The sequence below is a fragment of the Micromonospora sp. NPDC047620 genome, from assembly GCF_043205005.1.
GTDB lineage: Bacteria > Actinomycetota > Actinomycetes > Mycobacteriales > Micromonosporaceae > Micromonospora.
In genome coordinates, this window is record NZ_JBIDDG010000012.1 from 191,793 (window position 1) to 215,015 (window position 23,223).

22 protein-coding genes are annotated in these 23,223 nt (G+C 74.2%); 12 read left to right on the forward strand and 10 right to left on the reverse strand.

The annotated features are described in order from the left end of the window. Positions 1–8: 8 nt before the first annotated feature. From ACGF5C_RS17115 to ACGF5C_RS17130, 4 genes are all read left to right on the forward strand, one after another. Positions 9–638, forward strand: coding sequence for an MBL fold metallo-hydrolase (locus ACGF5C_RS17115; protein WP_357458438.1), 630 nt, complete (start codon positions 9–11; stop codon positions 636–638). Positions 639–643: 5 nt separating this feature from the next. Continuing rightward, positions 644–1,594 (forward strand): hypothetical protein, encoded by a 951-nt coding sequence (locus tag ACGF5C_RS17120; RefSeq protein ID WP_393302641.1) that lies wholly within the window; start codon positions 644–646, stop codon positions 1,592–1,594. A gap of 37 nt (positions 1,595–1,631) precedes the next feature. Further along, positions 1,632–2,375, forward strand: coding sequence for a hypothetical protein (locus ACGF5C_RS17125; RefSeq protein WP_393302644.1), 744 nt, complete (start codon positions 1,632–1,634; stop codon positions 2,373–2,375). 149 nt (positions 2,376–2,524) lie between these two features. After that, entirely contained in the window at positions 2,525–3,487 is a 963-nt protein-coding gene (locus ACGF5C_RS17130; RefSeq protein WP_393302647.1) for a GNAT family N-acetyltransferase, read from the forward strand. 91 nt (positions 3,488–3,578) lie between these two features. Here the strand turns inward: ACGF5C_RS17130 and ACGF5C_RS17135 are convergent, their stop codons facing one another. Then, positions 3,579–4,034, reverse strand: a complete 456-nt coding sequence (locus ACGF5C_RS17135) for a gamma-glutamylcyclotransferase (RefSeq protein ID WP_091097949.1) — start codon at positions 4,032–4,034, stop codon at positions 3,579–3,581. A 106-nt stretch (positions 4,035–4,140) separates the two neighbouring features. Between ACGF5C_RS17135 and ACGF5C_RS17140 the strand changes: the two genes are divergently transcribed. Next, entirely contained in the window at positions 4,141–5,544 is a 1,404-nt protein-coding gene (locus ACGF5C_RS17140) for an NAD(P)H-quinone dehydrogenase (RefSeq protein WP_393302650.1), read from the forward strand. Here the strand turns inward: ACGF5C_RS17140 and ACGF5C_RS17145 are convergent. Next, on the reverse strand, positions 5,522–6,169 hold the full coding sequence (locus tag ACGF5C_RS17145) for a DUF998 domain-containing protein (RefSeq protein WP_393302653.1): 648 nt from the start codon (positions 6,167–6,169) through the stop codon (positions 5,522–5,524). The genes ACGF5C_RS17140 and ACGF5C_RS17145 overlap by 23 nt on opposite strands. 89 nt (positions 6,170–6,258) lie before the next feature. Continuing rightward, positions 6,259–6,909: a DedA family protein gene (locus tag ACGF5C_RS17150; protein WP_393302656.1), complete on the reverse strand. Its 651-nt coding sequence runs from the start codon at positions 6,907–6,909 to the stop codon at positions 6,259–6,261. Between the two features lie 571 nt (positions 6,910–7,480). Here ACGF5C_RS17150 and thrS point away from each other — a divergent pair. Further along, entirely contained in the window at positions 7,481–8,698 is a 1,218-nt protein-coding gene (thrS, locus tag ACGF5C_RS17155) for a threonine--tRNA ligase (RefSeq protein ID WP_393302659.1), read from the forward strand. A gap of 80 nt (positions 8,699–8,778) precedes the next feature. On the opposite strand, the gene ACGF5C_RS17160 is transcribed toward thrS, so the two are convergent. The 4 genes from ACGF5C_RS17160 to ACGF5C_RS17175 all read right to left on the reverse strand — a co-directional run bounded on the left by ACGF5C_RS17160 (position 8,779) and on the right by ACGF5C_RS17175 (position 13,525). Beyond that, entirely contained in the window at positions 8,779–10,683 is a 1,905-nt protein-coding gene (locus ACGF5C_RS17160; RefSeq protein WP_393302772.1) for an ABC transporter ATP-binding protein, read from the reverse strand. Between the two features lie 178 nt (positions 10,684–10,861). Next, complete coding sequence (locus ACGF5C_RS17165; RefSeq protein ID WP_393302662.1) at positions 10,862–12,595, reverse strand: ABC transporter ATP-binding protein; 1,734 nt, start codon at positions 12,593–12,595, stop codon at positions 10,862–10,864. Then, positions 12,589–13,053: a MarR family winged helix-turn-helix transcriptional regulator gene (locus ACGF5C_RS17170; protein ID WP_393302665.1), complete on the reverse strand. Its 465-nt coding sequence runs from the start codon at positions 13,051–13,053 to the stop codon at positions 12,589–12,591. Before ACGF5C_RS17170 ends, ACGF5C_RS17165 begins: the two co-directional genes overlap by 7 nt. Before the next feature lie 25 nt (positions 13,054–13,078). Next, the gene (locus ACGF5C_RS17175; protein ID WP_393302668.1) at positions 13,079–13,525 is read right to left on the reverse strand and encodes a DoxX family membrane protein; all 447 of its coding nucleotides are present in this window, start codon (positions 13,523–13,525) and stop codon (positions 13,079–13,081) included. Between the two features lie 84 nt (positions 13,526–13,609). Here ACGF5C_RS17175 and ACGF5C_RS17180 point away from each other — a divergent pair, with 84 nt between their 5' ends. Next, on the forward strand, positions 13,610–14,176 hold the full coding sequence (locus tag ACGF5C_RS17180; RefSeq protein ID WP_393302671.1) for a TetR/AcrR family transcriptional regulator: 567 nt from the start codon (positions 13,610–13,612) through the stop codon (positions 14,174–14,176). Between the two features lie 18 nt (positions 14,177–14,194). On the opposite strand, the gene ACGF5C_RS17185 is transcribed toward ACGF5C_RS17180, so the two are convergent. Continuing rightward, on the reverse strand, positions 14,195–15,634 hold the full coding sequence (locus ACGF5C_RS17185) for a GuaB1 family IMP dehydrogenase-related protein (RefSeq protein WP_393302674.1): 1,440 nt from the start codon (positions 15,632–15,634) through the stop codon (positions 14,195–14,197). A gap of 126 nt (positions 15,635–15,760) precedes the next feature. Further along, complete coding sequence (locus tag ACGF5C_RS17190; protein ID WP_393302774.1) at positions 15,761–16,357, reverse strand: LysE/ArgO family amino acid transporter; 597 nt, start codon at positions 16,355–16,357, stop codon at positions 15,761–15,763. A 96-nt stretch (positions 16,358–16,453) separates the two neighbouring features. Here ACGF5C_RS17190 and ACGF5C_RS17195 point away from each other — a divergent pair, with 96 nt between their 5' ends. After that, positions 16,454–17,344 (forward strand): LysR family transcriptional regulator ArgP, encoded by an 891-nt coding sequence (locus ACGF5C_RS17195; protein WP_393302676.1) that lies wholly within the window; start codon positions 16,454–16,456, stop codon positions 17,342–17,344. A 98-nt stretch (positions 17,345–17,442) separates the two neighbouring features. On the opposite strand, the gene ACGF5C_RS17200 is transcribed toward ACGF5C_RS17195, so the two are convergent. Next, complete coding sequence (locus ACGF5C_RS17200) at positions 17,443–19,194, reverse strand: acetyl/propionyl/methylcrotonyl-CoA carboxylase subunit alpha (RefSeq protein ID WP_393302679.1); 1,752 nt, start codon at positions 19,192–19,194, stop codon at positions 17,443–17,445. Between the two features lie 132 nt (positions 19,195–19,326). On the opposite strand from ACGF5C_RS17200, the gene ACGF5C_RS17205 reads away from it, so the two are divergent. The 4 genes from ACGF5C_RS17205 (at position 19,327) to ACGF5C_RS17220 (ending at position 23,193) form a co-directional block, all read left to right on the forward strand. Next, on the forward strand, positions 19,327–19,953 hold the full coding sequence (locus ACGF5C_RS17205; RefSeq protein ID WP_393302681.1) for a PadR family transcriptional regulator: 627 nt from the start codon (positions 19,327–19,329) through the stop codon (positions 19,951–19,953). Between the two features lie 132 nt (positions 19,954–20,085). Next, positions 20,086–21,045: an ATP-binding cassette domain-containing protein gene (locus ACGF5C_RS17210; protein WP_357692186.1), complete on the forward strand. Its 960-nt coding sequence runs from the start codon at positions 20,086–20,088 to the stop codon at positions 21,043–21,045. A 20-nt stretch (positions 21,046–21,065) separates the two neighbouring features. Continuing rightward, positions 21,066–21,821 carry an ABC transporter permease gene (locus tag ACGF5C_RS17215; protein WP_350703478.1) on the forward strand — a complete coding sequence of 252 codons (756 nt, stop codon included), beginning with the start codon at positions 21,066–21,068 and terminating at the stop codon, positions 21,819–21,821. Between the two features lie 115 nt (positions 21,822–21,936). Then, entirely contained in the window at positions 21,937–23,193 is a 1,257-nt protein-coding gene (locus ACGF5C_RS17220) for an MFS transporter (RefSeq protein WP_393302686.1), read from the forward strand. Positions 23,194–23,223 lie beyond the last annotated feature (30 nt).

Genomic DNA, 23,223 nt, shown 5'->3' on the forward strand with positions numbered 1-23,223 from the left:
GAGTCACGATGCACATCACCAAGTACGCCCACTCCTGCCTCCGGGTGGAGCACGACGGGGGAGTGCTCGTCGTCGACCCGGGTGTGTTCAGCGAGCCCGCGGCGCTCGACGGGGCGGACGCGGTGCTGATCACCCACGAGCATCCCGACCACGTGCACGTCGAGGCGGTCACCCGGCAGCTCGACCGGCGTCCGTTCCGCATCCACGGCCCGGCCTCCCTCGCCGGCACCCTGGGCGACGCGGCCGAGGCGCTCGACCCGGTCCAGCCCGGACAGTCGTTCACCGCCGCCGGGGTGCCGGTGCGCGCCTACGGCGGCCGGCACGCCGTGATCCACCCCGACATCCCGGTGGTGGACAACCTGGCCTACCTGATCGGTGACGTGGTCTACCACCCCGGGGACTCCCTGGTCGTCCCGGAGGACGTGCAGGTCGACACGCTCTTCCTGCCGATCCACGCCCCGTGGACGAAGTTCTCCGAGTCGTTGGACTTCCTCCGCGCGGTGGCCCCGCGCCGGGCGTACGCGCTGCACGACGGGCTGCTCAACGACCACGGGCTCGGCGTCCTGAACAGCAACTTCACCCGACTCTCCGAGGTCGACTACCGCCGGCTCGAACCGGGCACCCGAATCGACGCCTGACGGCGATGCCCGGCCCGCCCCGAGAGCTGGTGCACCGGCTCTACACCACTCCGCCGGACCGGTTCGTCGCGATCCGCGACGAGGCCGCCGCCGAGGCGCGCCGGGCCGGCGACCCGAAGACCGCCCGGGAGATCGCCCGGCTGCGTCGCCCCACCGTGGCCGCCTGGCTGGTCAACCTGCTCGCCATCCGCCGCCCCGAGCTGGTCGCCGACCTGGCCCAGCTCGCCGAGGCGCTGCGGTCCGCCCAGCGCGAACTGCGCGGGCCCCGGCTGCGGGAGCTGTCCGCCCAGCGGCGGGCGGTGGTCGGCGCGCTCGTCGCCGAGGTGCGCAAGCTGGCGGCCGAGGCCGAGGGGGCGCCGTCGGCCGGGAAGCTGCCGCTGGCCGAGGTGGAGGGCACCCTCAACGCCGCGCTCTCCGACACCGAGGTCGCCGAGCAGGTCCGCTCCGGCCGGCTGCTGCGGGCCGCCAACTACGCCGGGTTCGGGGAGGTGCCCCGCCCGCAGCTGCGCCTGGTGACCGGCGGCGAGGAGCCGGAACCGGAGCCCCGGCCCGAGCCGGCCGGGAAGCGGCGGGCCGGCGCCGACCGGGCCGCCCTCCGCGCCGAGCAGGCGGAACGAGCGGCCCGGGCGGAACGGGCCCGCCGGCGGCGGGCGCTGGAGAAGGAGCTGGCGAAGGCGCGTACCGACCAGGAACGGGCCGAGGCGGAGCTGGCCGACGCGACGGCGGCCGAGCACGACGGCGCCGCCGCCCTGGACGCGATCGAGGCGGAGCTGGCCGAGCTGGAGCGGCGGCGGGCCGTCGCCGAGCAGGACCTGAGCCGGGCGAAGCTCGCCCGTCGCGGGGCGGAACGGACGGCCACCGCCGCCCGCCGCCGCGCCGGCGAGGTCGAGGCGGCGGTCGAGGCCCTCGACGCCGAAGCGGGGGATGCCGAGCCGGGCGACGACGCGGCAGACTGACCCCTGTGGACGGACGGGTCGACCCGGGAGCGGGCGGATGACGCCGGAACAGGTCGCCGCGGCCAGCAAGCCCGTGGTGCTCGAACTCGGTGACGCGTTCACCCGCTGCCCGACCACCCTGCGCCGGGCGCGGCTGCTCGGGATCTCCGGCTGGGCGTTCTACGTCACCGGCCGGGCCGGCGCCCTCGGCGACGTCCGGGCCGAGACGGTCGCCGCCGCCCTCGGCTTCCTCGCCCCCGACGCGGTCGCCGACGGTTGGGATGCGGCCCTGCGCACCGTCCGGCCGGTCGAGGTGGCCGCCGCCACCCTCGCCGAGTGCTGCCGTTGGGGTGACGAGCACCTCGACGCCCTCCCCGGGGCGGGTCGGCTCGCGGCGCTGCTCGGCCGGGCCGTCGAGGCGGCGGACGCCAGCGGCATGCCGCTCTTCGCCGCGTGGCGGGCGATGCCGGTGCCGGAGCGCACCGCCGGCGCCCGGGCGGCCGTCGGCCTGCGCCTGCTCCGGGAGCACTTCGCCGGGGCCTACCTGCTCGCCGTCCGGGCCGGCGGGATGACCCCGCTGGAGGCCGTGCTCGCCGGGCCGGAGGGGGAGGCGGGCGCGGTGGCCTGCGGTTGGCAGCCGCCGTACCCGCCGGTCGGGCCGCTGGTCCGGCGGCGCCTCTGGGCCGAGGCGGTGACCGACCGGTTGGCCTCGCCGGCGTTCGCGGCACTCGGCTCGGCGGACGGCGCCGAGCTGGTGGACCTGCTCCTCGCGACCCGGGCCCACCTGGCGGGCCGGGGCTGAGCCGGCTCCCCGCCCGCACCCGTGCCGGCACCCCGGACCGGTACGGCGTTCGGCGCTCGGCGCCCGGAGCCCGGAGCCCGGACCGGCGTGACGTGGGGCCGCGCGAAATTCGGCGGCGTTCCGCCGGCCCGCCTGTCAGGATCGCCCCCGTGACTCTCCCCGCCGGCTGGCACGCCCGCCGCCCCACCCTCGACGACGTGCCGGCGATCCTGGCCGTGGTGCACGCCGCCGACACCTTCGCCGTCGGTTACCCCGACTTCGACGCCGAGGACGTCACGGCCGCGCTGACCGCGCCGTTCTTCGACCCGGCGCGCGACTCGTGGCTGGTCACCGACCCGGAGGGCGTGGTCGTGGCCTGGGCGACGCTGGACAATCCGACCGGCGCGGGACGCGAGTTCGTCGAGGTGTACGTGGACCCGGAGCGCGGCGCCGACGTGCGCGCGCCGCTGCTCGCCCGGCAGCTCGACCGCGTCGCCGAACGCGCCGCCGAGCGGGGCGTGCCGGCGCTGACCGTCCGCACCGCCGGCTTCGCCCCTGAGACGCGCTGGGCGGCGGAGCTAACCGAGGCCGGGTTCACCCTCGCCAAGCGGTACGTGCGGATGCGCCGCCCGCTGGCCGGGCTGCCCGCCGAGCCGCCGCCCCCGCCCGGGGTGACCGTCCGCCCGCTGCGCGGCGACGACGAGGCCGACCTGCGCGAGTTCCACCGGATCTACGACATCGCGTTCCGGGACACCCCGGACTACGAGCCGGTCGGGTTCGACCGCTGGCGGCAGCAGGTCACCCAGCACGGCACCACCTGGGACGAGTGGTTCGTCGCCGAGGTCGACGGGGTGTCGGCCGGCGCGCTCCAGTCCTCGGACCAGGCGCTGGAGCAGAACGAGGGCTTCGTACGCAGTCTGTCGGTGCTGCCGGCGTACCGGCGGCGGGGGGTGGGGGCGGCGCTGCTGCGGCGGGGCTTCACCGTCTATGCCGCCAAGGGCCGGGAGGCCGCCGGGCTGGGCGTCGACCTGACCAACCCGACCGCCCCGGTCACGCTCTACCGGTCGGTGGGGCTGCGCGAGGTGCGCTGGACCGACATGTACGAGCTGGTCGTCCCGGCCGCGGGTGTGTGATTGACGACCCCGGCCGGGGCCGGATCGAGGCGGCGACCCGCCCGGTAGCAGACTGGGGGCCGTGGGAAACGCGCTGGGCCGACGAGCCGCGTCAGGCCGACGCGGTGCCGGTGGGGCGGGACCGCAGCTCGGTGACGTAGTCGTCCGGCGCGCCCGCCTTCTCGGCGGCGTTCGCGATCTCCGACAGGTACCACGAGGTGGGCAGGCCGCCCTCGTAGCCGTCGAAGACGTAGACCCACGCGGTCACGTCCCCGTCGAGGGTGGAGACGCGCACGTGCAGCTTGCGGTACGTGCCGGCGGTCACCCCCTCGATCTCGTCGAGCTGGGCGGCGTCGTAGGGGTGGATGTCGTAGAGCGCCACGAACACCCGGTCGCCGGGGGACTCGACGACGGTGCTGACCGCGCCCTCCCAGCCGATCACGTCCTCGCCCGCGAAGGTGAGCCGCCAGCCTTCCAGCCAGCCGGTGCCCACCATCGGCGAATGTGGGCAGTAGGCGCGCATGCGGGCGGGGTCGAGGTTTGAGCCGTAGGCGGCGTAATGACGCACGGCGATGACGATAGCCCGCCCGCCGGGTGGGGGAGAATACGACGGTGCGTGTCGGACGCGTTCGGGAGAAGAAAGTCACTGTGAGCACTGACGAAGGGCGAGCGCTGTGAGCCGGATCGTGATCATCGGCGGCGGACCGGCGGGCTACGAGGCCGCCCTGGTCGCCGCGCAGCTTGACGCCGACGTCACCGTCGTGGAGGCCGAGGGCGCCGGCGGGGCCTGCGTGCTCTCCGACTGCGTCCCGTCGAAGACCTTCATCGCCAGCTCGGAGGTGGTGACCGGCTACCGGGACACCGAGGAGTTCGGGGTGCACTCCGACGGGCTGGAGGCCGTAACCGTCGACGCCCGGGCGGTGCACGAGCGGGTCAAGCGCCTCGCGCTGGCGCAGTCCGCCGACATCCACGCCAAGCTGGTCAAGGCGGGGGTGACCTTCGTCGCGGGCACCGCCCGGCTCGGCGAGGACACGCTCGGCCACACCCACCGCGTGGTCGTCACCCCGGCCGACGGCGGCGGGGAGCACGCGATCGACGCGTCGACCGTGCTGATCGCCACCGGCGCCACCCCGCGCCAACTGCCCACCGCCGTACCGGACGGCGAGCGCATCCTGACCTGGCGCCAGGTGTACGACCTGCCGGAGCTGCCCGAGCACCTGGTCGTGGTCGGCTCCGGCGTCACGGGCGCCGAGTTCGCCAGCGCCTACCTCGCGATGGGCGTGCAGGTGACCCTGGTCTCCAGCCGCGACCGGGTGATGCCGCACGAGGACGCCGACGCGGCGATGGCCATCGAGCGGGTCTTCCGCAACCGGGGCATGAGCATCCTGAACAACTCCCGGGCCGACGCCGTGCGCCGCACCGCCGACGGGGTGGAGGTCGAGCTCTCCGACGGCCGGAAGGTGTCCGGCTCGCACGCGCTGATCGCGGTCGGCTCGATCCCCAACACCGCCGACCTGGGCCTGGCCGAGTACGGCGTCGAGCTGGCCCGGGGCGGGTACGTCACCGTCGACCGGGTCTCCCGCACCAACGTGCCCGGCATCTACGCCGCCGGCGACTGCACCGGGGTGCTGCCGTTGGCCAGCGTCGCCGCCATGCAGGGCCGGATCGCGATGTGGCACGCGCTCGGCGAGGCCGTCCGGCCGCTACGGCTGCGTACCGTCGCGGCGAACGTGTTCACCGACCCGGAGTTGGCCACCGTCGGCGTCTCGCAGGACGAGGTCGACGCCGGCAAGGTGCCGGCCCGGCAGGTCATGCTGCCGCTGGACGGTAACGCCCGCGCGAAGATGGACGGCCTCGCCGATGGCTTCGTCAAGCTCTTCTGCCGACCGGCGAGCGGCCAGGTGATCGGCGGCGTGGTGGTGGCGCCGAAGGCGAGCGAGCTGATCCTGCCGATCACCATGGCGGTGGAGAACAACCTCACCGTCAACGAGCTGGCCCAGACGATCACGATCTACCCGAGCCTGTCCGGCTCCATCACCGAGGCCGCCCGCCAGCTCATGCTCCACGAGCTGGAGTGACCCGGCCGCCCGGGAGGTCGGCCGTGGGTGACCGGCGGAGCAGGGTGACCGCGACGACGGCGAGCACGGCGACCTCGGTGAGGATGAGCAGCCGCTCGACCAGCCCGAGCAGCAGCCGGTCGCCCGGGTAGGCCGACCAGACCATCGTCGCGGCGAGGGCCAGGCTGACCAGGGTGAGCCGGCGGACCGCGCGGGCGACGGCCGGCAGCCGGGCCGCGAGCAGCCAGCCGGCGAACGGCAGCGCCAGGAAGGCGACCACCGAGGCGTACCGGTGGACGTAGGCGGCGGTGTCCATGGGCAGGCCGGGCTCGTTCGTCGGCACGAGCGCGGCCAGCAGCAGCCCGCCGATCCAGGCGGCCAGGAGCAGCTCGGCGGCCCGCCCCGGTCGGGCGGCGGGGGAGCGGTGCGCGCGCCGCAGGGCGGGCAGGAGCACGGCGCTGGCCGCGGCGAGCACGACCATGGCCGCGTCGATCACGCCGCCGCGGTCGGAGACCGCGAAGTCGCTGACGGTCAGTGCCCAGGGGTTCAGGTCGTCGTTCACCTCGACGTGGCCGATCACGGCGAGCAGCGCCGCCACGGCGATCCCGCCGAGGGCCAGCAGTCCACTGTTCCGGGTAGCAGGCATGCCTCAGCCTGTCCCGCAGGGGACCCCAGACGGATCCGGGCGGGCCACCGAGATCGGCCCCGGGGACCACCCCTAGGCGGCCGGGGTGGTCAGTCCGCCCCGGGAACGTCCGTCCGCGCCCCGACGACGACCGGTGCCGCCGGATCCGGCTCGGTCGCCCGCCGGGCGCCGACGGCGGTCATGGCCCAGCCCGCCGCCGCGAACCCGGCCGCCGCCACCGCCGCGATCACCGCCAGCCGCCAGGCCGACTCGGTCAGCGCCGTCCCGCCCAGGTGCCCGACCAGCCCGCCGTACGTCGCCCAGCCCAGCGCCGCCAGGCCCTCGTAGAGCAGGAACAGCCGGTACGGGTACCGGCTGCGGCCGGCCGAGAAGCAGGCCGCCATCCGGCCGCCCGGCACGAAGCGGCAGAGCAGGATGACGAGCGGGCCGGGCCGGCGCAGCCCCTGGGTGACCCGGCTGGCGACCCGTCGGGCCCGGCCCGGCGCGACGTCGCGCGGCGACCGGCGGTCGGGCGCGCCCCGCCCGAGCAGGTAGCAGGCGACGTCTCCGGCGAAGACGCCGAGCGCGCCGACGGCGATGGTCACCGGCAGGTCCAGCCCGCCGTACACGGTCAGGGCGCCGCTGGTGATCATGACGACCTGGGTGGGGATCACCGGGACGAAGGCGTCGGCGACCAGCAACCCGAGCAGCGCGAGGTACGCCCAGGTCGGCGACGCGACCTCAGTGAGTAGTTCGGGCACCACTGCCACCTCGCCGAATGGGGCCGATCGGTGTACCGAGCCTGACGGCGTGTCCGGTGTCACCGGGCACGGCCCTGGCTCGTGGTGACCACCGACACGGCAGGGCTACCCGGGACCAACGAGCGGGCGTCGGCGAAGGTGACGCGACGGCGTACCGCCGCCGGAGGTCGGCGGATCGGCGTCGGGGGTCGGCGGATCGGCGTCGGTCGGCGTACCGTTGTCGGCGCGCGGCCCCATCACCGTCGGGTCCCCCGTTCTCGACGACCGGGCCGCCGCGGGCCGCCGGCAGGTCCCGTGCCGGCGGCCCGCCCCCGTTCCGCGGCCCGTCCGCTCCCGCGACCCCGGGCAGGGCGCGAGGTGCCGCGCCGCCCGCGAAAAACCGGCTGCGGCCCCCGCGCGGGCGGGCGTACCGTCGCCGCATGAGCAGTGCGGTGCTGACGACGACGCCGGGAGACCCCGGCGCGCCGCACTGACCTGACCGTCGACGAGGCCCCGGGGCGATCCGCCCCGGGGCCTCGTGGCGTCCGGTGACCGGGTCGCCTCCGGGTCGTACCCGATCAAGGAGCGCGACATGATCGACCACCGCAGGCTCGGCCGGGAGCTGGACCTGTTCGTCTCCGACCCGCTGGCCGGCGCCGGGCTGCCGCTCTGGCTGCCGGCCGGCGCCGCCGCCCGGCACGCCGTCGAGGAGTACGTCCGCGACCTGGAGCGCCGGGCCGGCTACCGGCACGTGCACACCCCGCCGCTGGGCAAGCGGGAGCTGTTCGAGCTCTCCGGCCACCTCGGCTACTTCGCCGACGACATGTTCCCCCCGATGAGGCTCTCCGCCGACGACGAGTTCGTGTTGCGCCCGGCGCTCTGCCCGCACCACGCCCTCGTCTACCGGGCCCGCGGCCGCTCCTACCGGGAACTGCCGCTGCGGATCGCCGAGCTGGGCGGCATGTACCGGGCCGAGCGCTCGGGGGTGCTCGGCGGGCTGTCCCGGGTGCGGGCCATCTCGCTCAACGACGCGCACAACTTCTGCGCCCTGGAGCAGGTGGGCGAGGAGGTGGCGGAGATCCTCCGGCTGATCCGCGAGGCGCACGCCGCGCTCGGCGTACGGCCGGCGGGGTTCCGGCTGTCGCTGCGCGGGCCGGGAGCGAAGTACGTCGGGAACGACGACCAGTGGGCGCGGGCCGAGGAGCTGCTCCGCGCCGCGCTCGACGGGGTGGAGTTCACCGAGGCCCCCGGGGAGGCGGCGTTCTACGGGCCGAAGATCGACATCCAGGTGCTGGACGCCGCCGGGCGGGAGTCCACCCTCTCCACCGTCCAGCTCGACTTCGACAAGCCGGAGCGGTTCGACCTGTCGTACACCGACCCGACCGGGGGGCGGCGTCGACCGGTGATGGTGCACCGCAGCCTCGTCGGCAGCATGGAGCGGCTGTTCGCGTACCTGATCGAGGTGCACGAGGGCGCCTTCCCCGCCTGGTACGCCCCGGTGCAGCTGGTCGTGCTGCCGGTCGGGGACGAGCAGGTTGGGGCGGCGGCCCGGCTCGCCCGGGACGCGCTCGCGGCGGGGCTGCGGGTCGAGGTGGAGTCGGCCGGTTCGCTGGGCGCCCGCATCCGCGACGCCGCCCGCGCCCGGGTCCCGTACGCCGCCGTGATCGGTCCCCGCGAGGCGGCCGAGGGCGACGTCTCGCTGCGCCTGCGCGGCGGCCGCGCCCTGGCCCCGATGCCCGCCGCCGACGCCCTCCGGCTGATCGGCGCGGTGGTGGCCGGGCGCGGCGCGGCCCTCCTCCCGGCGCACTGAGCCTCCGCCCGGCCCCGGCCCCGGCCCCGTCGCCCGGCCGCCCGTCGCGGCCGGGCGGTCTGTCGTCACGACGACCACCGTCACAGCGACGCCGGCTCGGGGTCGGGCCGGGCGGCGGCGGTGAACTGCGACTGGTACAGCCGGTGGTACGCGCCCCGCGCGGCCAGCAGCTCGTCGTGCGTGCCCTGCTCCACGATCCGGCCGTCCTCCATCATCAGGATCAGGTCGGCGTCGCGGATGGTGGAGAGCCGGTGCGCGATGACGAAGCTGGTGCGGTCCGAGCGCAGGGCGGCCATCGCCCGCTGGAGCAGCACCTCGGTGCGGGTGTCCACGGAGCTGGTCGCCTCGTCCAGGATCAGCAGCGACGGCTCGGCGAGGAACGCCCGGGCGATGGTGATGAGCTGCTTCTCGCCCGCGCTGACGTTGCTGCCCTCCTCGTCGATCACCGTGTCGTAGCCGTCGGGGAGGCTGCGCACGAACCGGTCCACGAAGGTCGCCCGGGCCGCGGCCAGGATCTCCTCCTCGGTCGCGCCCGGCCGGCCGTAGGCGATGTTGTCGCGGATGGTGCCGCCGAAGAGCCAGGTGTCCTGGAGCACCATCCCGACCCGGCCGCGCAGGTCGTCGCGGCGCATCGTGGTGATGTCCACCCCGTCCAGGGTGATCCGGCCGGCGTCCAGCTCGTAGAAGCGCATGACCAGGTTGACCAGGGTGGTCTTGCCGGCCCCGGTCGGCCCGACGATGGCGACGGTGTGCCCGGGCTCGGCCACCAGCGACAGGTCCTCGATCAGCGGCTTGTCCGGGGCGTACCGGAAGGAGACGTGCGCGAACTCGACCCGGCCGTGCGGGTCGCGCACCCGGGCCGGCTCGGCCGGGTCGGGGCTCTGCTCCTCGGCGTCGAGCACCGCGAAGACCCGCTCGGCGGAGGCCACCCCGGACTGGAGCAGGTTCGCCATCGAGGCGACCTGGGTGAGCGGCTGGGTGAACTGCCGGGAGTACTGGATGAACGCCTGCACGTCGCCGAGGCTCATCGACCCCGACGCCACCCGCAGGCCGCCGACCACGGCGATCGCCACGTAGCTGAGGTTCCCGACGAACATCATCGCCGGCATGATGATCCCGGAGATGAACTGGGCGCCGAAGCTGGCCCGGAAAAGCTCCTCGTTCTTGGCGGTGAAGGCGGCCTCCACCTCGCGCTGCCGGCCGAAGACCTTGACCAGCTCGTGGCCGGTGAACGCCTCCTCGATCTGGCCGTTCAGCTCGCCGGTGTGTGTCCACTGGGCGATGAACTGCGCCTGCGACCGCTTGGCGATCGCGCCGGTGACGACGACCGACACCGGCACCGCGACCAGCGCCACCAGGGCCAGCAACGGCGAGATCCAGAACATCATGGCCAGCACGCCGAACACGGTGAGCAGCGAGGTGAGCAACTGGCTCAGCGTCTGCTGGAGGCTGGTCGAGATGTTGTCGATGTCGTTGGTGACCCGGCTGAGCAGCTCGCCGCGTGGCTGCCGGTCGAAGTAGGGCAGCGGCAGCCGGTTGAGCTTGTCCTCCACGTCGGCGCGCAGCCGCAGCACGGTCCGCTGCACCACGCCGTTGAGCAGCCAGCCCTGCCACCACATCAGCGCGCTGGCCGCCAGGTAGAGGCCGAGCGCCAGCAGCAGCACCCGCGCCAGCGCGGCGAAGTCGATGCCCACGCCGGGCACCACGTCCATCCGCGCCAGCATGTCGGCGAAGCTGTCGTTGCCGGCCGCCCGGGCCGCGGCCACCGCCTGGTCGGCGGTGGTGCCCGCCGGCAGCTGCCGGCCGATCACCCCGGTGAAGATCAGGTCGGTGGCGTGCCCGAGCACCTTCGGCCCGACCACGCTCAGCCCGACGCTGACCACGGCCAGCGCGATCACCGCGACGAGCGCGAGGCGGTCCGGGCGCAGGCGGCGCAGCAGCCGCCGGGCCGACGGCCCGAAGTTCATCGACCGCTCGGCGGGCATTCCGGCCCCCGCCCACGGCGGGCCGCCGCGCTGCCCGCCGCCCGGCAGCCGCTTCGGCGTCCGCGCGTCGGCGGCCGGCTTCTGCTGCGGTACGGCGCTCACGCGGCCACCTCGCTCCGCTCGGCGGCGGCGCGAGGCGCCACGCTGCTGTGCCTGATGGTTCGCTCGCTCCGCTCGCTCACGCGGCCACCCCCGTCGTGTTCTGCGACGCCACGATCTCGGCGTACGTCGGGCAGGTGTCCAGCAACTCGTCGTGTCGGCCCATCCCGACCACGCCCCCGTCCTCCAACACGATGATCTGGTCGGCCTCGACGATCGTGGAGACCCGCTGCGCCACGATCACCACGGCGGCGTCCGCGGTGACCGGCCGCAGCGCCGCCCGCAGCCGCGCGTCGGTGCCGAGGTCGAGCGCGGAGAAGGAGTCGTCGAAGAGGTAGATCTCCGGCCGGCGCACCAGGGCCCGGGCGATCGCGAGCCGCTGCCGCTGCCCGCCGGAGACGTTCGTGCCGCCCTGCGCGATCGGCGACGCCAGCCCCTCGGGCATCGCCTCGACGAAGTCCCGCGCCTGGGCGATCTCCAGCGCGTCCCAGAGTTCCGCGTCGGTCGCGTCCGGGTTGCCGTAGCGCAGGTTGCTCGCCACCGTCCCGGTGAACAGGTAGGGCTTCTGCGGCACCAGCCCGATCCGGCGCCACAGCTCGTCCGGCGCCAGGTCGCGGACGTCGACGCCGTCGACCAGCACGGTGCCGGCGGTCACGTCGACCAGCCGGGGGACGAGCGACAGCAGCGTGGTCTTGCCCGCGCCGGTGCTGCCGATGACCGCCGTGGTGGACCCCGGCGTCACCCGGAAGGACACGTCCCGCAGCACCGGTGCGGCCGCCCCCGGATACCGGAACGACACGTCGCGCAGCTCCAACTCGCCGTGTGTGGCCACCTCGGTGACCGGGCGGGACGCCGGCACCACCGAGGAGTCGGTGTCCAGCACCTCGACGATCCGCTCCGCGCAGACCGCCGCGCGGGGCACCATCATCAGCATGAAGGTGGCCATCATGACGGCCATCAGGATCTGCATCAGGTACTGCAGGAAGGCGGTGAGGGCGCCGACCTGGATCGCCCCGGCGTCGACGCGCTGGGCGCCGAACCAGAGCACCGCGACGCTGGAGACGTTGAGCACCAGCATCACCACGGGGAAGATCAACGCCATCAGGCGGCCGGTGCGCAGGGCGGTCGCGGTGAGGTCGGCGTTCGCGGTGGCGAAGCGCTCCGTCTCGTACGGCTCCCGGACGAACGCCCGGACCACCCGGATGCCGGTGATCTGTTCCCGCAGCACCCGGTTGACCGTGTCGATCCGGGTCTGCATGAGCCGGAAGCCCGGCACCATCCGCCGGATGATCAGCCCCAGGGCGACGGCCAGCACGGGCACGCTGACCAGCATCAGCCAGGAGAGCCCGAGATCCTCGCGCAGCGCCATCACCACGCCGCCGACGCTCATGATCGGCGCGGCGACCAGCATGGTGCAGCTCATCAGCACGAGCATCTGCACCTGCTGCACGTCGTTGGTGTTGCGGGTGATCAGCGAGGGCGCGCCGAACCGGGCCACCTCGCGGGCGGAGAAGTTGTTCACGTGCCCGAACACCGCCGCCCGCACGTCCCGGCCGAAGCCCATCGCGGTGCGTGCGCCGAGGTAGACGGCGGCGACGGAGCAGACGATCTGCACCAGGCTGACCGCGAGCATCCACCCGCCGGTGCGCATGATGTAGTCGGTGTCGCCCCGCGCCACGCCGAGGTCGATGATGTCGGCGTTGAGGCTGGGCAGGTAGAGCGACGCCATCGTGCCGACGAACTGGAGCAGCAGCACCGCCGCCAGTGCCCGGCGGTAGGGGCGCAGGTGTGTGCGCAGCAGCCGGATCAACATGTCGGCGCCCCTTCCGGCGTGCCGGCGTCCCCGCTGCCGATGACCTCCAGGAGGAACTGGCGGATCACCGCCGCCTTCGCCGGGTCGGCGTCGACCGAGGTCAGCGGAGCACCGGACCGGATCACGGCGGTCAGCGCGTCGATCCGGGCCTGGCCGGCCGGGGTGATCGCGATCCGGATGCTGCGCCGGTCGGCCTCGTCGCGCTGCCGCTCGACCAGGCCGTCGCGTTCCAGCGTGTCGACGATGCCGGTGAGGGTGGCCGGCCGGACGAAGCAGTGCTCGGCCACCGTGCGGTGCGGCAGCCCGCCGTGTTCGGCGAGGGTCATCAGGGTGGCCATTCCGGCCTGGGTGAGCCCGTGTTCCTCGGCGAGGTAGCGGTTCCACCGCTGCCCGGTGACGTGCCCGGCGACCACGAGCAGTCGCCCGAGGGGCACGTCCCGCAGCTCGATCAGTTTCATGGTCGCCAGATTAGCTCCCTGAACGTCAGGCCCCAAACGAAATAGCGACGGCCGCGCCGACGAAGAGGACCTGTTCCGCCGTCCGTGGTCCCAGGGGGGTCGCCGGCCGGCCCCCGAGGGTCAGCCCGCGCCGCACCGCCGAGACGTTCGCCGGGAACATGGCCAGCATCAACAGGGCCAGCCCGGCCGCGGCCCAGCGGGCGGTCGCCGGCACGAGCAGCCCGGCCGCGCCCACCAGTTCCAGCACCCCGGTGACCGTGACCAGCAGGCCGGGTCGGGGGAGGGTGGGCGGCACCATCGCGATCATGTCCGACCGGTAGGTGGCGGCGAAGTGCGCGAGGCCGGTCACCACGAACATCAGCGCCAGCCCCACCCGCAGCGCGGGGTGCCAGCCGTCGAGCGCGGCCACGCCGGCCAGGCCGGCCAGCCGGGCGAGCGCGGTGCCGGCCACGAGCGCGATCAGTGGAGCCATCGATACCTCCCAGGGGGTGAACTTGTCGTCGACAAGATTGCGCCCCGAGGTGGCATCTTGTCAATGGCAAGATAGGATCGCGGCATGACCGGAACACGCGGCTACCACCACGGCGACCTGCGTCGTGCCCTGCTCACGGCGGCGGTGCAGGTGATCGAGGAGTCCGGCCCCGGGGCGCTGAGCCTGCGCGACCTGGCCCGCCGGGCCGGCGTCTCGCACGCCGCACCGGCGCACCACTTCGGCGACAAGGCCGGCCTGCTCACCGCCCTCGCCGCCGAGGGCTTCGACCTGCTCGCCGAGGCGTTGGGCGGCGCGGAGGACCTGCTGGACAGCGGCGTCGCGTACGTCGACTTCGCGGTCGGGCACCGCGCGCACTTCGAGGTGATGTTCCGCCCGGACCTCTACCGGGCCGACGCCGACGACGTGGCGGCTGCCCGCCAGCGCGCCGGCGACGCGCTGCACGCCGGAATCGCCGGGCTGCCGCAGGGGCGCCCGACGGCGGAGGATCCGCAGGGCGACGCGCTCGCCGCCTGGTCGATCGTGCACGGCTTCGCCACGCTCTGGCTCGCCGGCGCGCTGCCGGAGCGGGTGGGCGACGACCCCCGGGCCGCCGCCCGCGAGGTCATCCGACGTCTCTTCCCAGAGGAGTGACGGCCGGCGGGGGCCGTCTCACCAGCTCGTGGGCAGCGGCATCCCCTCGGTGTAGCCGGCCGTGCTCTGCACGCCGACGACGGCCCGCTCGTGGAACTCCGCCAGGTCCCGGGCGCCGGCGTAGGTGAAGGCGCTGCGCACCCCGGCGATGATCTCGTCGATCAGGTCCTCCACGCCGGGGCGGGCCGGGTCCAGGTACATCCGGGCCGAGGAGATGCCCTCCTCGAAGACCGCCTTGCGGGCCCGGTCGTACGCGCTGTCGTCGGCCGTCCGCGCGCTGACCGCCCGCGCCGACGCCATCCCGAAGCTCTCCTTGTAGCGCCGGCCGTCGGCGTCGGTGTAGAGGTCGCCGGGGGACTCGTAGGTGCCGGCGAACCAGGAGCCGATCATCACGTTCGAGGCGCCGGCGGCCAGGGCCAGCGCCACGTCCCGCGGGTGCCGTACGCCGCCGTCGGCCCAGACGTGCCGGCCGAGCTGGCGGGCCGCCGCGGCGCAGTCGAGCACGGCGGAGAACTGCGGCCTGCCCACCCCGGTCATCATCCGGGTGGTGCACATCGCACCCGGGCCGACGCCCACCTTGACGATGTCGGCGCCCGCCTCCACCAGGTCGCGTACGCCCTCGGCGGTCACCACGTTGCCGGCGGCGACCGGGACCGCCGGGCCCAGTGCGCGGACGGCCCGCAGCGCGGAGATCATCCGCTCCTGGTGGCCGTGCGCGGTGTCCACGACCAGCGTGTCCACCCCGGCCTCCAGCAGCGCCGCCGCCTTGCCGGTCACGTCGCCGTTGATGCCGACGGCGGCGGCGATGCGCAGTCGGCCCCGGTCGTCCACCGCCGGCTTGTAGAGGGTCGCCCGCAGCGCGCCCTGCCGGGTCAGCACCCCGACGAGGCGGCCCTCGGCGTCGACCACCGGGGCGAGCCGGCGCCGGCCGGCCGAGAGCCGGTCGAAGCCCGTACGCGGATCCGCGTCGGCCGGCACGGTGTGCAGCTCGGTGGACATCACGTGCCGGAGCTGGGCGAAGCGGTCCACGCCCACGGTGTCCGCCTCGGTCACCACGCCCAGCGGCCGGCCCTCGTCGTCGATCACCACCACGGCGCCGTGCGACCGCTTCGGCAGCAGGTGGATCGCGTCCCCGACGGTGTCGGTCGGGCCGAGCGTGATCGCGGTGTCGTGCACCAGGTGCCGCCGCTTGACCCAGGCGACGACGTTCGCCACCACCTCGATCGGGATGTCCTGCGGGATGACCGCGATCGCGCCGCGCCGGGCGACCGTCTCGGCCATCCGGCGGCCGGACACCGCGGTCATGTTCGACACGACCAGCGGGATGGTGGTGCCCGTGCCGTCGCTGGCGGCCAGGTCGACGTCGAGCCGCGAGCCCACCTCGGAGCGGGCCGGCGCCATGAAGACGTCGTTGTAGGTCAGGTCGTGCGCGGGAACCGCGCCGTGTAGGAACCGCACCCCGCCATCATTCCCGCTGGCCGCCGCCCGTGCCCCCGGTGGTCGCGGAAAACACCCCGGGCCAGGCGTCGCCGGAGACCACCAGCTCGGCCGGGATGATGCTGCGCGCGGCTCGGCGTCACCGGGTCAGCCGAGCAGCAGCCCGGCCGCGAGCGCGGTCATCACGAGGGCGATCGCACCGTCGACGACCCGCCAGGCCGTCGGGCGGGCCAGCACGGGCGCGAGCCGGTGGGCGGCGGCGCCGATGGTGGTGAACCAGACCGCGCTGGCGAGCGCCGCGCCCGCGCCGAAGACCCAGTGGTGCGGGTGCTGGCGGGCGACCCCGCCGAGCAGGAGGACGGTGTCGAGGTACACGTGCGGGTTGAGGTAGGTGAAGGCGAGGCAGGCCAGCAGCGTCGCCCCGAGCGTGGCCGGCGGCCGGTCGGCGGGGGAGAGCGCGCCGGGGCGCAGCGCGCGGCGGGCGGCCAGCACGGCGTACCCGAGCAGGAACGCGGCCCCCAGCCAGCGGACGGCGGTCAGGACGGCGGGGTGCTCCGCCGTGGCGGTGCCCATCCCGGCGATGCCGACCGAGATCAGCAGCGCGTCGGAGGCGGCGCACACGGCGACCACGGGCAGGACGTGCTCCCGGCGCAGACCCTGCCGCAGGACGAAGGCGTTCTGCGCGCCGATGGCGGCGATGAGCGCGATCGAGAGGGAGAAGCCGGCGGCGGCGGAACCTGTCACGGAGCTGCTGAGGATGTCGGGCACGAGCCGAGGCTACGAGCCGCAGCCGATGCAGCCCAGCTAAAGATTCTCACGGGAGATAAGCTCAGCTTCATCATGCTCGACTCCACGCAGCTCCGGACGTTCGCCGCGGTGGTCCGCGAGGGCAGCTTCGAGGCGGCCGCGCACGCGCTGCACGTCACCCCGTCGGCCGTCAGCCAGCGGATGAAGGCGTTGGAGCAGACCGTCGGGCAGGTGCTGGTCCGCCGCGCGAAGCCGTGCCAGGCCACCGACGCGGGCCGGCCGCTGCTGCGGCTCGCCGGCCAGGTGGCCCTGCTGGAACGGGAGGCGTTGGACGCCGCCCGCCCGCCGACGGTCGGCGGGCCCGCCCCCAGCCGGGTGACCATCGTGGCGAACGGCGACTCGCTCGGCACCTGGTTCGTCGGCGCCCTGGCGCGGCTGCCCGCCGAGCTGGCGCTCCTGTTCGACGTCCGCCGGGACGACGAGGACCACACGGCGGAGCTGATCCGCGACGGCACGGCGATGGCCGCGGTGACCGCGCAGCGCGAGGCCGTCCAGGGCTGCCGGGTGGAGCGGCTGGGCGCGATGCGGTACGTCGCGCTGGCCCGGACCGGGTTCGCGGCCCGCCACTTCCCCGACGGCCCCACCGAGGCCGCCCTCGCGGCGGCGCCGATGATGGCGTTCGACCGCAAGGACCAGCTCCAACACCGGTTCGCCCGCACCGTGACCCGGCGTCGGATCGCCCCACCGGTCCACTACGTCCCGTCCTTCGACGGCTTCAACGAGGCGGTGCGGCTGGGCTTGGGGTGGGGGATGGTGCCGGAGCGGATCGCCCGTGCCGACATCGCGGCCGGGCGCTGCGTCGACATCGGTGCCGGGCGTCACCTGGACCGCCCGCTGTACTGGCAGCACTGGCGGGTGGACTCCACCACGCTGGACGCGCTGACCGCCGCCGTCCGGGCGGTCGCCGGCACCGAACTGCGCTGACCTGCGAGGCTGACCGCTGCCCGGCGGGGTCGCGCCCGTGGGTAAGGAAGGGCCCCTTCCTCTACCGGAAACGTTAGTAGGGTGCCCTTCCTTACACCTCAGGCGATCGTGCAGATCGCCGCGCCGGCGGAGATGACGGCGCCGACCTCGGCGGCGAGGCCGCTGACCGTGCCCGCCTTGTGCGCGTGCAGCGGCTGCTCCATCTTCATCGCCTCCAGCACCACGACCAGGTCGCCCTCGGCGACGGTGTCCCCGTCGGCGACCGCGATCTTGACGATGGTGCCCTGCATGGGCGAGGTGAGGGCGTCGCCGCTGACGGCGGCGCCGGCCTTGGCCGCGCCGCCCCGGCGGGCCGGCTTGCGGGCGGCGGGCGCGGCGGCGGCCGTACCCCCGCCGAGGCCGGCGGGGAGGGTGACCTCCAGCCGCTTGCCGCCGACCTCGACCACGACGGTCTCGCGCTCGGCCGGCGCCTCGGCGGTGCCGGCGGCGGCGGTGAAGGGCGGGACGGTGTTGTCGAACTCGGTCTCGATCCACCGGGTGTGCACGGTGAACGGCTCGGCGGTGAACGCCTCGTCGCGGATGACCAGCCGGTGGAACGGCAGCGCGGTGGCCATGCCCTCGACGACTATCTCGTCCAGCGCCCGGCGGGCCCGCTCCAGCGCCTCGGTGCGCGTCTCGCCGGTGACGATCACCTTGGCCAGCAGCGAGTCGAAGTTGCCGCCGATCACGTCGCCGGCCGAGATGCCGGTGTCGACCCGGACGCCGGGGCCGGTGGGCAGCCGCAGCGCGGTGACCGTGCCGGGGGCGGGCAGGAAGTTGCGGCCCGGGTCCTCGCCGTTGATCCGGAACTCGATGGAGTGCCCGCGCGGCGTCGGGTCCTCGGTGAACCGCAGCTTCTCGCCGTCGGCGATCCGGAACTGCTCGCGGACCAGGTCGATGCCGGCGGTCTCCTCGGTGACCGGGTGCTCGACCTGGAGACGGGTGTTGACCTCCAGGAAGGAGATGGTGCCGTCGGCGCCGACCAGGTATTCCACCGTGCCGGCGCCGTGGTAGCCGGCCTCCCGGCAGATCGCCTTGGCGCTGTCGTGGATCTGGGCGCGCTGCGCGTCGGTGAGGAACGGCGCCGGGGCCTCCTCGACCAGCTTCTGGTGCCGGCGCTGGAGCGAGCAGTCGCGGGTGCCGACCACGATCACGTTGCCGTGCTGGTCGGCCAGCACCTGCGCCTCGACGTGGCGGGGCTTGTCGAGGTAGCGCTCGACGAAGCACTCACCCCGGCCGAACGCGGCGACCGCCTCGCGGGTGGCCGACTCGAAGAGGTGCGGGATCTCCTCCATCGTGCGGGCCACCTTGAGCCCGCGCCCGCCGCCGCCGAAGGCGGCCTTGATGGCGACCGGCAGGCCGTGGTCGACGGCGAACGCCATCACCTCGTCCGGGTTGGCCACCGGGTCGGGGGTGCCGGGCACCAGGGGGGCGCCGGCGCGCTGGGCGATGTGCCGGGCGGTCACCTTGTCGCCGAGGTCGCGGATCGCCTGCGGGGTGGGGCCGATCCAGGTCAGCCCGGCGTCGATGACGGCCTGGGCGAAGTCGGCGTTCTCGGCGAGGAATCCGTAGCCGGGGTGGACGGCGTCGGCGTCGGCCTTGGCGGCGACCTCCAGCAGCTTGTCGATGCGCAGGTACGTCTCGGTCGCGGAGTCCCCGCCGAGCGCGTACGCCTCGTCGGCCAGCGTGGCGTGCAGGGCGTCCCGGTCGGAGTCCGCGTAGACGGCGACGCTGCCCAGACCGGCGTCGCGGCAGGCGCGGATGACGCGGACGGCGATCTCGCCGCGGTTGGCGATGAGTACCTTGCGCATCTAGGGGGCTCCTCCCGGGAGGTTACTGACCGGGAGTGTATCGGCCACCCTGAGGACCCTAACGATCGCTCAGTGTGGGATGCCGCACTGTCGCTTCGCGCCCTAGTCAAACTTGCTTATTACGCTTGCCGGATGTCTGCCACGCGAATGATGATCCTCGGGCTGGTGCGGTGGATGCAGCCCGTGCACGGCTACGACGTGCGCCGGGAACTGCTCAGTTGGAACGCCGACAGGTGGGCCAACGTGCAGCCCGGCTCGATCTACCACGCCCTGCGCAAGCTGACCGCGGAGGGCCTGCTGCGCGAGGTGGCCACCGAGCAGGTGGGCGCCCGGCCGGCACGCACCACGTACGAGGTCACCGCCAAGGGCGAGGACGAGTTCGAGTCGCTGCTGCGCGGGCACTGGTGGCAGTTGCACGAGCCGCCGGACCCGTTCGCGGCGGCGTTCTCGTTCCTGCCCGCGCTGCCCCGCGAGGAGGCGTCGGCGGCCCTGCGCAACCGGGCGAACCTGCTGCGCGTCGGCGTCGAGTCGATGCGCGCGGCGCTGGCCTCCGACTGGATGCGCACCTCCAAGCCGGTGCACGTCGGGTGGATGTTCGAACTCTGGGCCGCACGGGCGGAGGCCGAGGTCGGCTGGTGCGAACGGATCGCCGAACGCATCGACTCCGGAGTGTCGTACCTGCCTGATGGCCTGGTCGGGGCGGAGGGTTGGAACGGGTGGTCCGACGGCGAGGCCACATCTCGCGACACAATCGAATAATCAAGATTGACCACTGGAGCTATATCGCGTTAGCCTGCTCGCGGCGCGACGGGGGGAGCACGCCGTCCGGCGTCGTCCCCGAGGGACAGACCAGGTGGCCGGTCGCACCGGCCCGGACGACCAGGAGCAGAGATGATCGAGACCAGAGGGCTGCGGAAGTCGTTCCGCTCCCGAGAGGGTCGCCAGACGAGGACCGTCGACGCGGTGCGCGGAGTCGACCTGGAGGTCGCCGCAGGGGAGATCTTCGGTTTCCTCGGCCCCAACGGCGCCGGCAAGACCACCACCCTGCGGATGCTGGCGACCCTGATCGAGCCGGACGGCGGCGAGGCCACCATCGCCGGGGCCGACCTGCGCAAGGACCCGGCCGAGGTGCGCCGCCGCATCGGCTACGTCGCCCAGGGCGGTAGCACCTGGGACGAGTCGACCGCCCGCGAGGAGTTGGTCCTCCAGGCCCGGATGTACGGCATCGGCAAGGCCGAGGCGCAGCGGCGCGCCGCCCGCGCCCTCGACGCCTTCCAGCTCACCGAGTACGCGGACCGCAAGTGCAAGACCTACTCGGGCGGCCAGCGGCGACGGGTGGAGATCGCCCTCGGCATCATCCACGAGCCGAAGATCGTCTTCCTGGACGAGCCGACCAGCGGCCTCGACCCGCAGAGCCGCGCGCACATGTGGGACGAGATCCGCCGGCTGCGCGCCGACGGCATGACCGTCTTCATCACCACGCACTACCTCGACGAGGCCGACGCGCTCTGCGACCGGATCGCGATCATGGATCACGGCGAGGTGGTCGCGGAGGGCACCCCGGCGGGCCTCAAGCGCGAGATCTCCGGCGACGTGGTGCTGGTCGGGCTGGACGCGGCGGCCACCCCGCAGGCCGCGAAGCTGCTCGACAGCGAGCCGTACGTCAACAAGCTGGAGACCGTCGAGGAGGGCGGCCTGCGGCTCTACGTCGACGAGGGCGCGACCGCCATCCCGCAGATCCTGCGCCGCGTCGACACGGCGGGCCTCACGCTCGACTCCATCGAGCTGCACCGGCCCAGCCTCGACGACGTCTTCCTCACCAAGACCGGCCGCTCGCTGCGCGAGTCCTGACCCGAGACCGGAGAGACCGCATGAAACTCGCTCGTGACACCTGGCTGATCTTCCAGCGCCAGCTCCAGCTGCTGCTGCGCAACCCCGTCTGGGTCTTCGTCGGCATCTTCCAGCCGGTGATGTACCTGCTGCTCTTCGCCCCGCTGCTCAAGCCGGCCCTGAACGCCCCCACCCAGGCGGAGGCCTACAAGATCTTCGTGCCCGGCCTGCTGGTGCTGCTGGCCATCTTCGGCGGCCTGTTCCAGGGCTTCGGCCTGATCGCCGAGCTGCGCGCCGGCGTCATCGAACGCTCCCGGGTCACCCCGGTCAGCCGGCTCGCCCTGCTGCTCGGCCGCTCCCTGCGCGACGTCGTGTCGCTGATCGTGCAGGCGGTCATCATCACCCTGCTCGCGCTCCTGTTCGACCTGCGCGTCTTCATCGTCGACCTGCTCCTGGCGTACCTCATGCTCGCCCTGATCGCATTGATGACCTCGGCCGTCTCCTACGGCGTCGCGCTCAAGGTCAAGAGCGAGGACGCGCTGGCTCCGCTGATGAACACCGTGGCGCAGCCGGTGCTGCTGCTCTCCGGCATCCTGCTGCCGCTCACGTTCGCCCCCGGCTGGCTCCAGGGCATCGCCGAGTGGAACCCGTTCTCCTGGGCGGTCGACGGCACCCGCGCCCTCTTCAACGGCGACCTCGGCGACGACAAGGTCTGGCAGGGGCTCGGCATCATCGCGGTACTCGCCGCGGCCGGCGTCGTCTGGGCGGCCCGGCAGTTCGCGCGCACCGTCCGCTGAAAGGAAGGGCACCTTATTAACGCCTACGGTAGAGGAAGGGTCCCCTCCTAACGCCGGGGGAGAGCTGCCTCTCACCGGGGCGGGGCACCGGCCGGACGCTTGTACCGTAAGGCCGGTGCCCCGCCTCGCCCGTGACCGGACCACCTGGCTGACCTACGCCCAGCTGGGGCTGTGGGGCTTCTTCCTCTACGGATTCGGGCCGGTCGTGCCGCTGCTCCGCGACGAACAGGGCACCTCGACCGCCGTCGCCGGCCTGCACAGCACCGGCATCGCCGTCGGCGCGCTGGCCGGCGGGGCGCTCTTCGCGCCGCTGGCCCGCCGGGTCGGCCGTGGCCGCGCCACCTGGACCGGGCTGGCCGGGGTGGCGCTCGGCGTCACCGCGCTCGGCACCCTGCGGGCACTGCCTGCCACGATCACCGCCGTCGCGGTGATCGCCACCTTCGGCATGCTGGTGATCAGCGGCGTCTCGGTGGTGCTCACCGACCGGCACGGCACCGGCGCGCCGGCCGCGCTGACCGAGGCCAACGCCGCCTGCGCCGGCATGGGAATCCTCGCCCCGCTGGTCATCGGCACCAGCGTCGACGCCGGCTGGGGCTGGCGGCCCGTGATGGCCGTCGAGGCCGGCCTGATCGCGCTGGTCGCGCTCGCCGCCGTGACCTTCCGCGTACGCCTGCCGGAGGCTGCCCCCGCTGCGGCTGCCGGGGATCCCCCGGCCGGTGACCCGGCCGACACCGACCCGACCGCCGGCGCGCGTCGGGCTGCTCCCGTCGCCGGCACCGCGCGGCGGCTACCCCCGACGTACTGGATCGCCTGGGTGCTGATGGCGGTCACCGGCTCGATCGAGGTCTGCCTGTCCCTCTGGACCGCCGACGTGCTCCGCTCGCACGCCGGAATGGCGGCCGGCGCCGCCTCGGCCGCCGTCGCCGCGATCGTCTGCGGCATGTTCGTCGGCCGGCTCGTCGGCGGCCGGTTCGCGTTGCGGTACCGGCCGGTGCCGCTGCTGCTGGCCGCTCTGTGTGTGTCGCTGGCCGGGTTCGCGCTGTTCTGGGTCGCCCCGGTCGGCTGGCTCGCGGTCGCCGGCCTCGTCGTGCTCGGCCTCGGCAACGCGCTGCACTACCCGCTGGCCATCTCGATCGCGCTCGCCGTCGCCGGGCCGGCCGCGGACCGGGCGGCCGGCTGGGCGTCGTACTCGATGGGGGTCGGCTTCGGGATCGCGCCGGTCGCGCTCGGCTGGGTGGCCGACGGGGTGGGCCCGCATCTGGCGTTCCTGCTGCTGCCGGGCTTCATCGCGGCGGCCGCGCTGCTCGCCGCCCGGCTGGGCCGCGCCCTACGCCCAGCCCCCGCCGAGGTCCGGACCCCGGCCGCCGTCTGACGCCGGGTCGAGTGGCTCCGTCCGATCTTG

What these genes read in the sequence shown, in the direction of transcription:
- ACGF5C_RS17115 (WP_357458438.1), top strand. Translation starts at nt 9, where the DNA reads ATGCACATCACCAAGTACGCCCACTCCTGCCTCCGGGTGGAGCACGAC.
- ACGF5C_RS17120 (WP_393302641.1), top strand. Translation starts at nt 644, where the DNA reads ATGCCCGGCCCGCCCCGAGAGCTGGTGCACCGGCTCTACACCACTCCG.
- ACGF5C_RS17125 (WP_393302644.1), top strand. Translation starts at nt 1,632, where the DNA reads ATGACGCCGGAACAGGTCGCCGCGGCCAGCAAGCCCGTGGTGCTCGAA.
- ACGF5C_RS17145 (WP_393302653.1), bottom strand. Translation starts at nt 6,169, where the DNA reads ATGCCTGCTACCCGGAACAGTGGACTGCTGGCCCTCGGCGGGATCGCC.
- thrS (WP_393302659.1), top strand. Translation starts at nt 7,481, where the DNA reads ATGATCGACCACCGCAGGCTCGGCCGGGAGCTGGACCTGTTCGTCTCC.
- ACGF5C_RS17160 (WP_393302772.1), bottom strand. Translation starts at nt 10,683, where the DNA reads ATGCCCGCCGAGCGGTCGATGAACTTCGGGCCGTCGGCCCGGCGGCTG.
- ACGF5C_RS17165 (WP_393302662.1), bottom strand. Translation starts at nt 12,595, where the DNA reads ATGTTGATCCGGCTGCTGCGCACACACCTGCGCCCCTACCGCCGGGCA.
- ACGF5C_RS17170 (WP_393302665.1), bottom strand. Translation starts at nt 13,053, where the DNA reads ATGAAACTGATCGAGCTGCGGGACGTGCCCCTCGGGCGACTGCTCGTG.
- ACGF5C_RS17175 (WP_393302668.1), bottom strand. Translation starts at nt 13,525, where the DNA reads ATGGCTCCACTGATCGCGCTCGTGGCCGGCACCGCGCTCGCCCGGCTG.
- ACGF5C_RS17180 (WP_393302671.1), top strand. Translation starts at nt 13,610, where the DNA reads ATGACCGGAACACGCGGCTACCACCACGGCGACCTGCGTCGTGCCCTG.
- ACGF5C_RS17195 (WP_393302676.1), top strand. Translation starts at nt 16,454, where the DNA reads ATGCTCGACTCCACGCAGCTCCGGACGTTCGCCGCGGTGGTCCGCGAG.
- ACGF5C_RS17200 (WP_393302679.1), bottom strand. Translation starts at nt 19,194, where the DNA reads ATGCGCAAGGTACTCATCGCCAACCGCGGCGAGATCGCCGTCCGCGTC.
- ACGF5C_RS17205 (WP_393302681.1), top strand. Translation starts at nt 19,327, where the DNA reads ATGTCTGCCACGCGAATGATGATCCTCGGGCTGGTGCGGTGGATGCAG.
- ACGF5C_RS17210 (WP_357692186.1), top strand. Translation starts at nt 20,086, where the DNA reads ATGATCGAGACCAGAGGGCTGCGGAAGTCGTTCCGCTCCCGAGAGGGT.
- ACGF5C_RS17215 (WP_350703478.1), top strand. Translation starts at nt 21,066, where the DNA reads ATGAAACTCGCTCGTGACACCTGGCTGATCTTCCAGCGCCAGCTCCAG.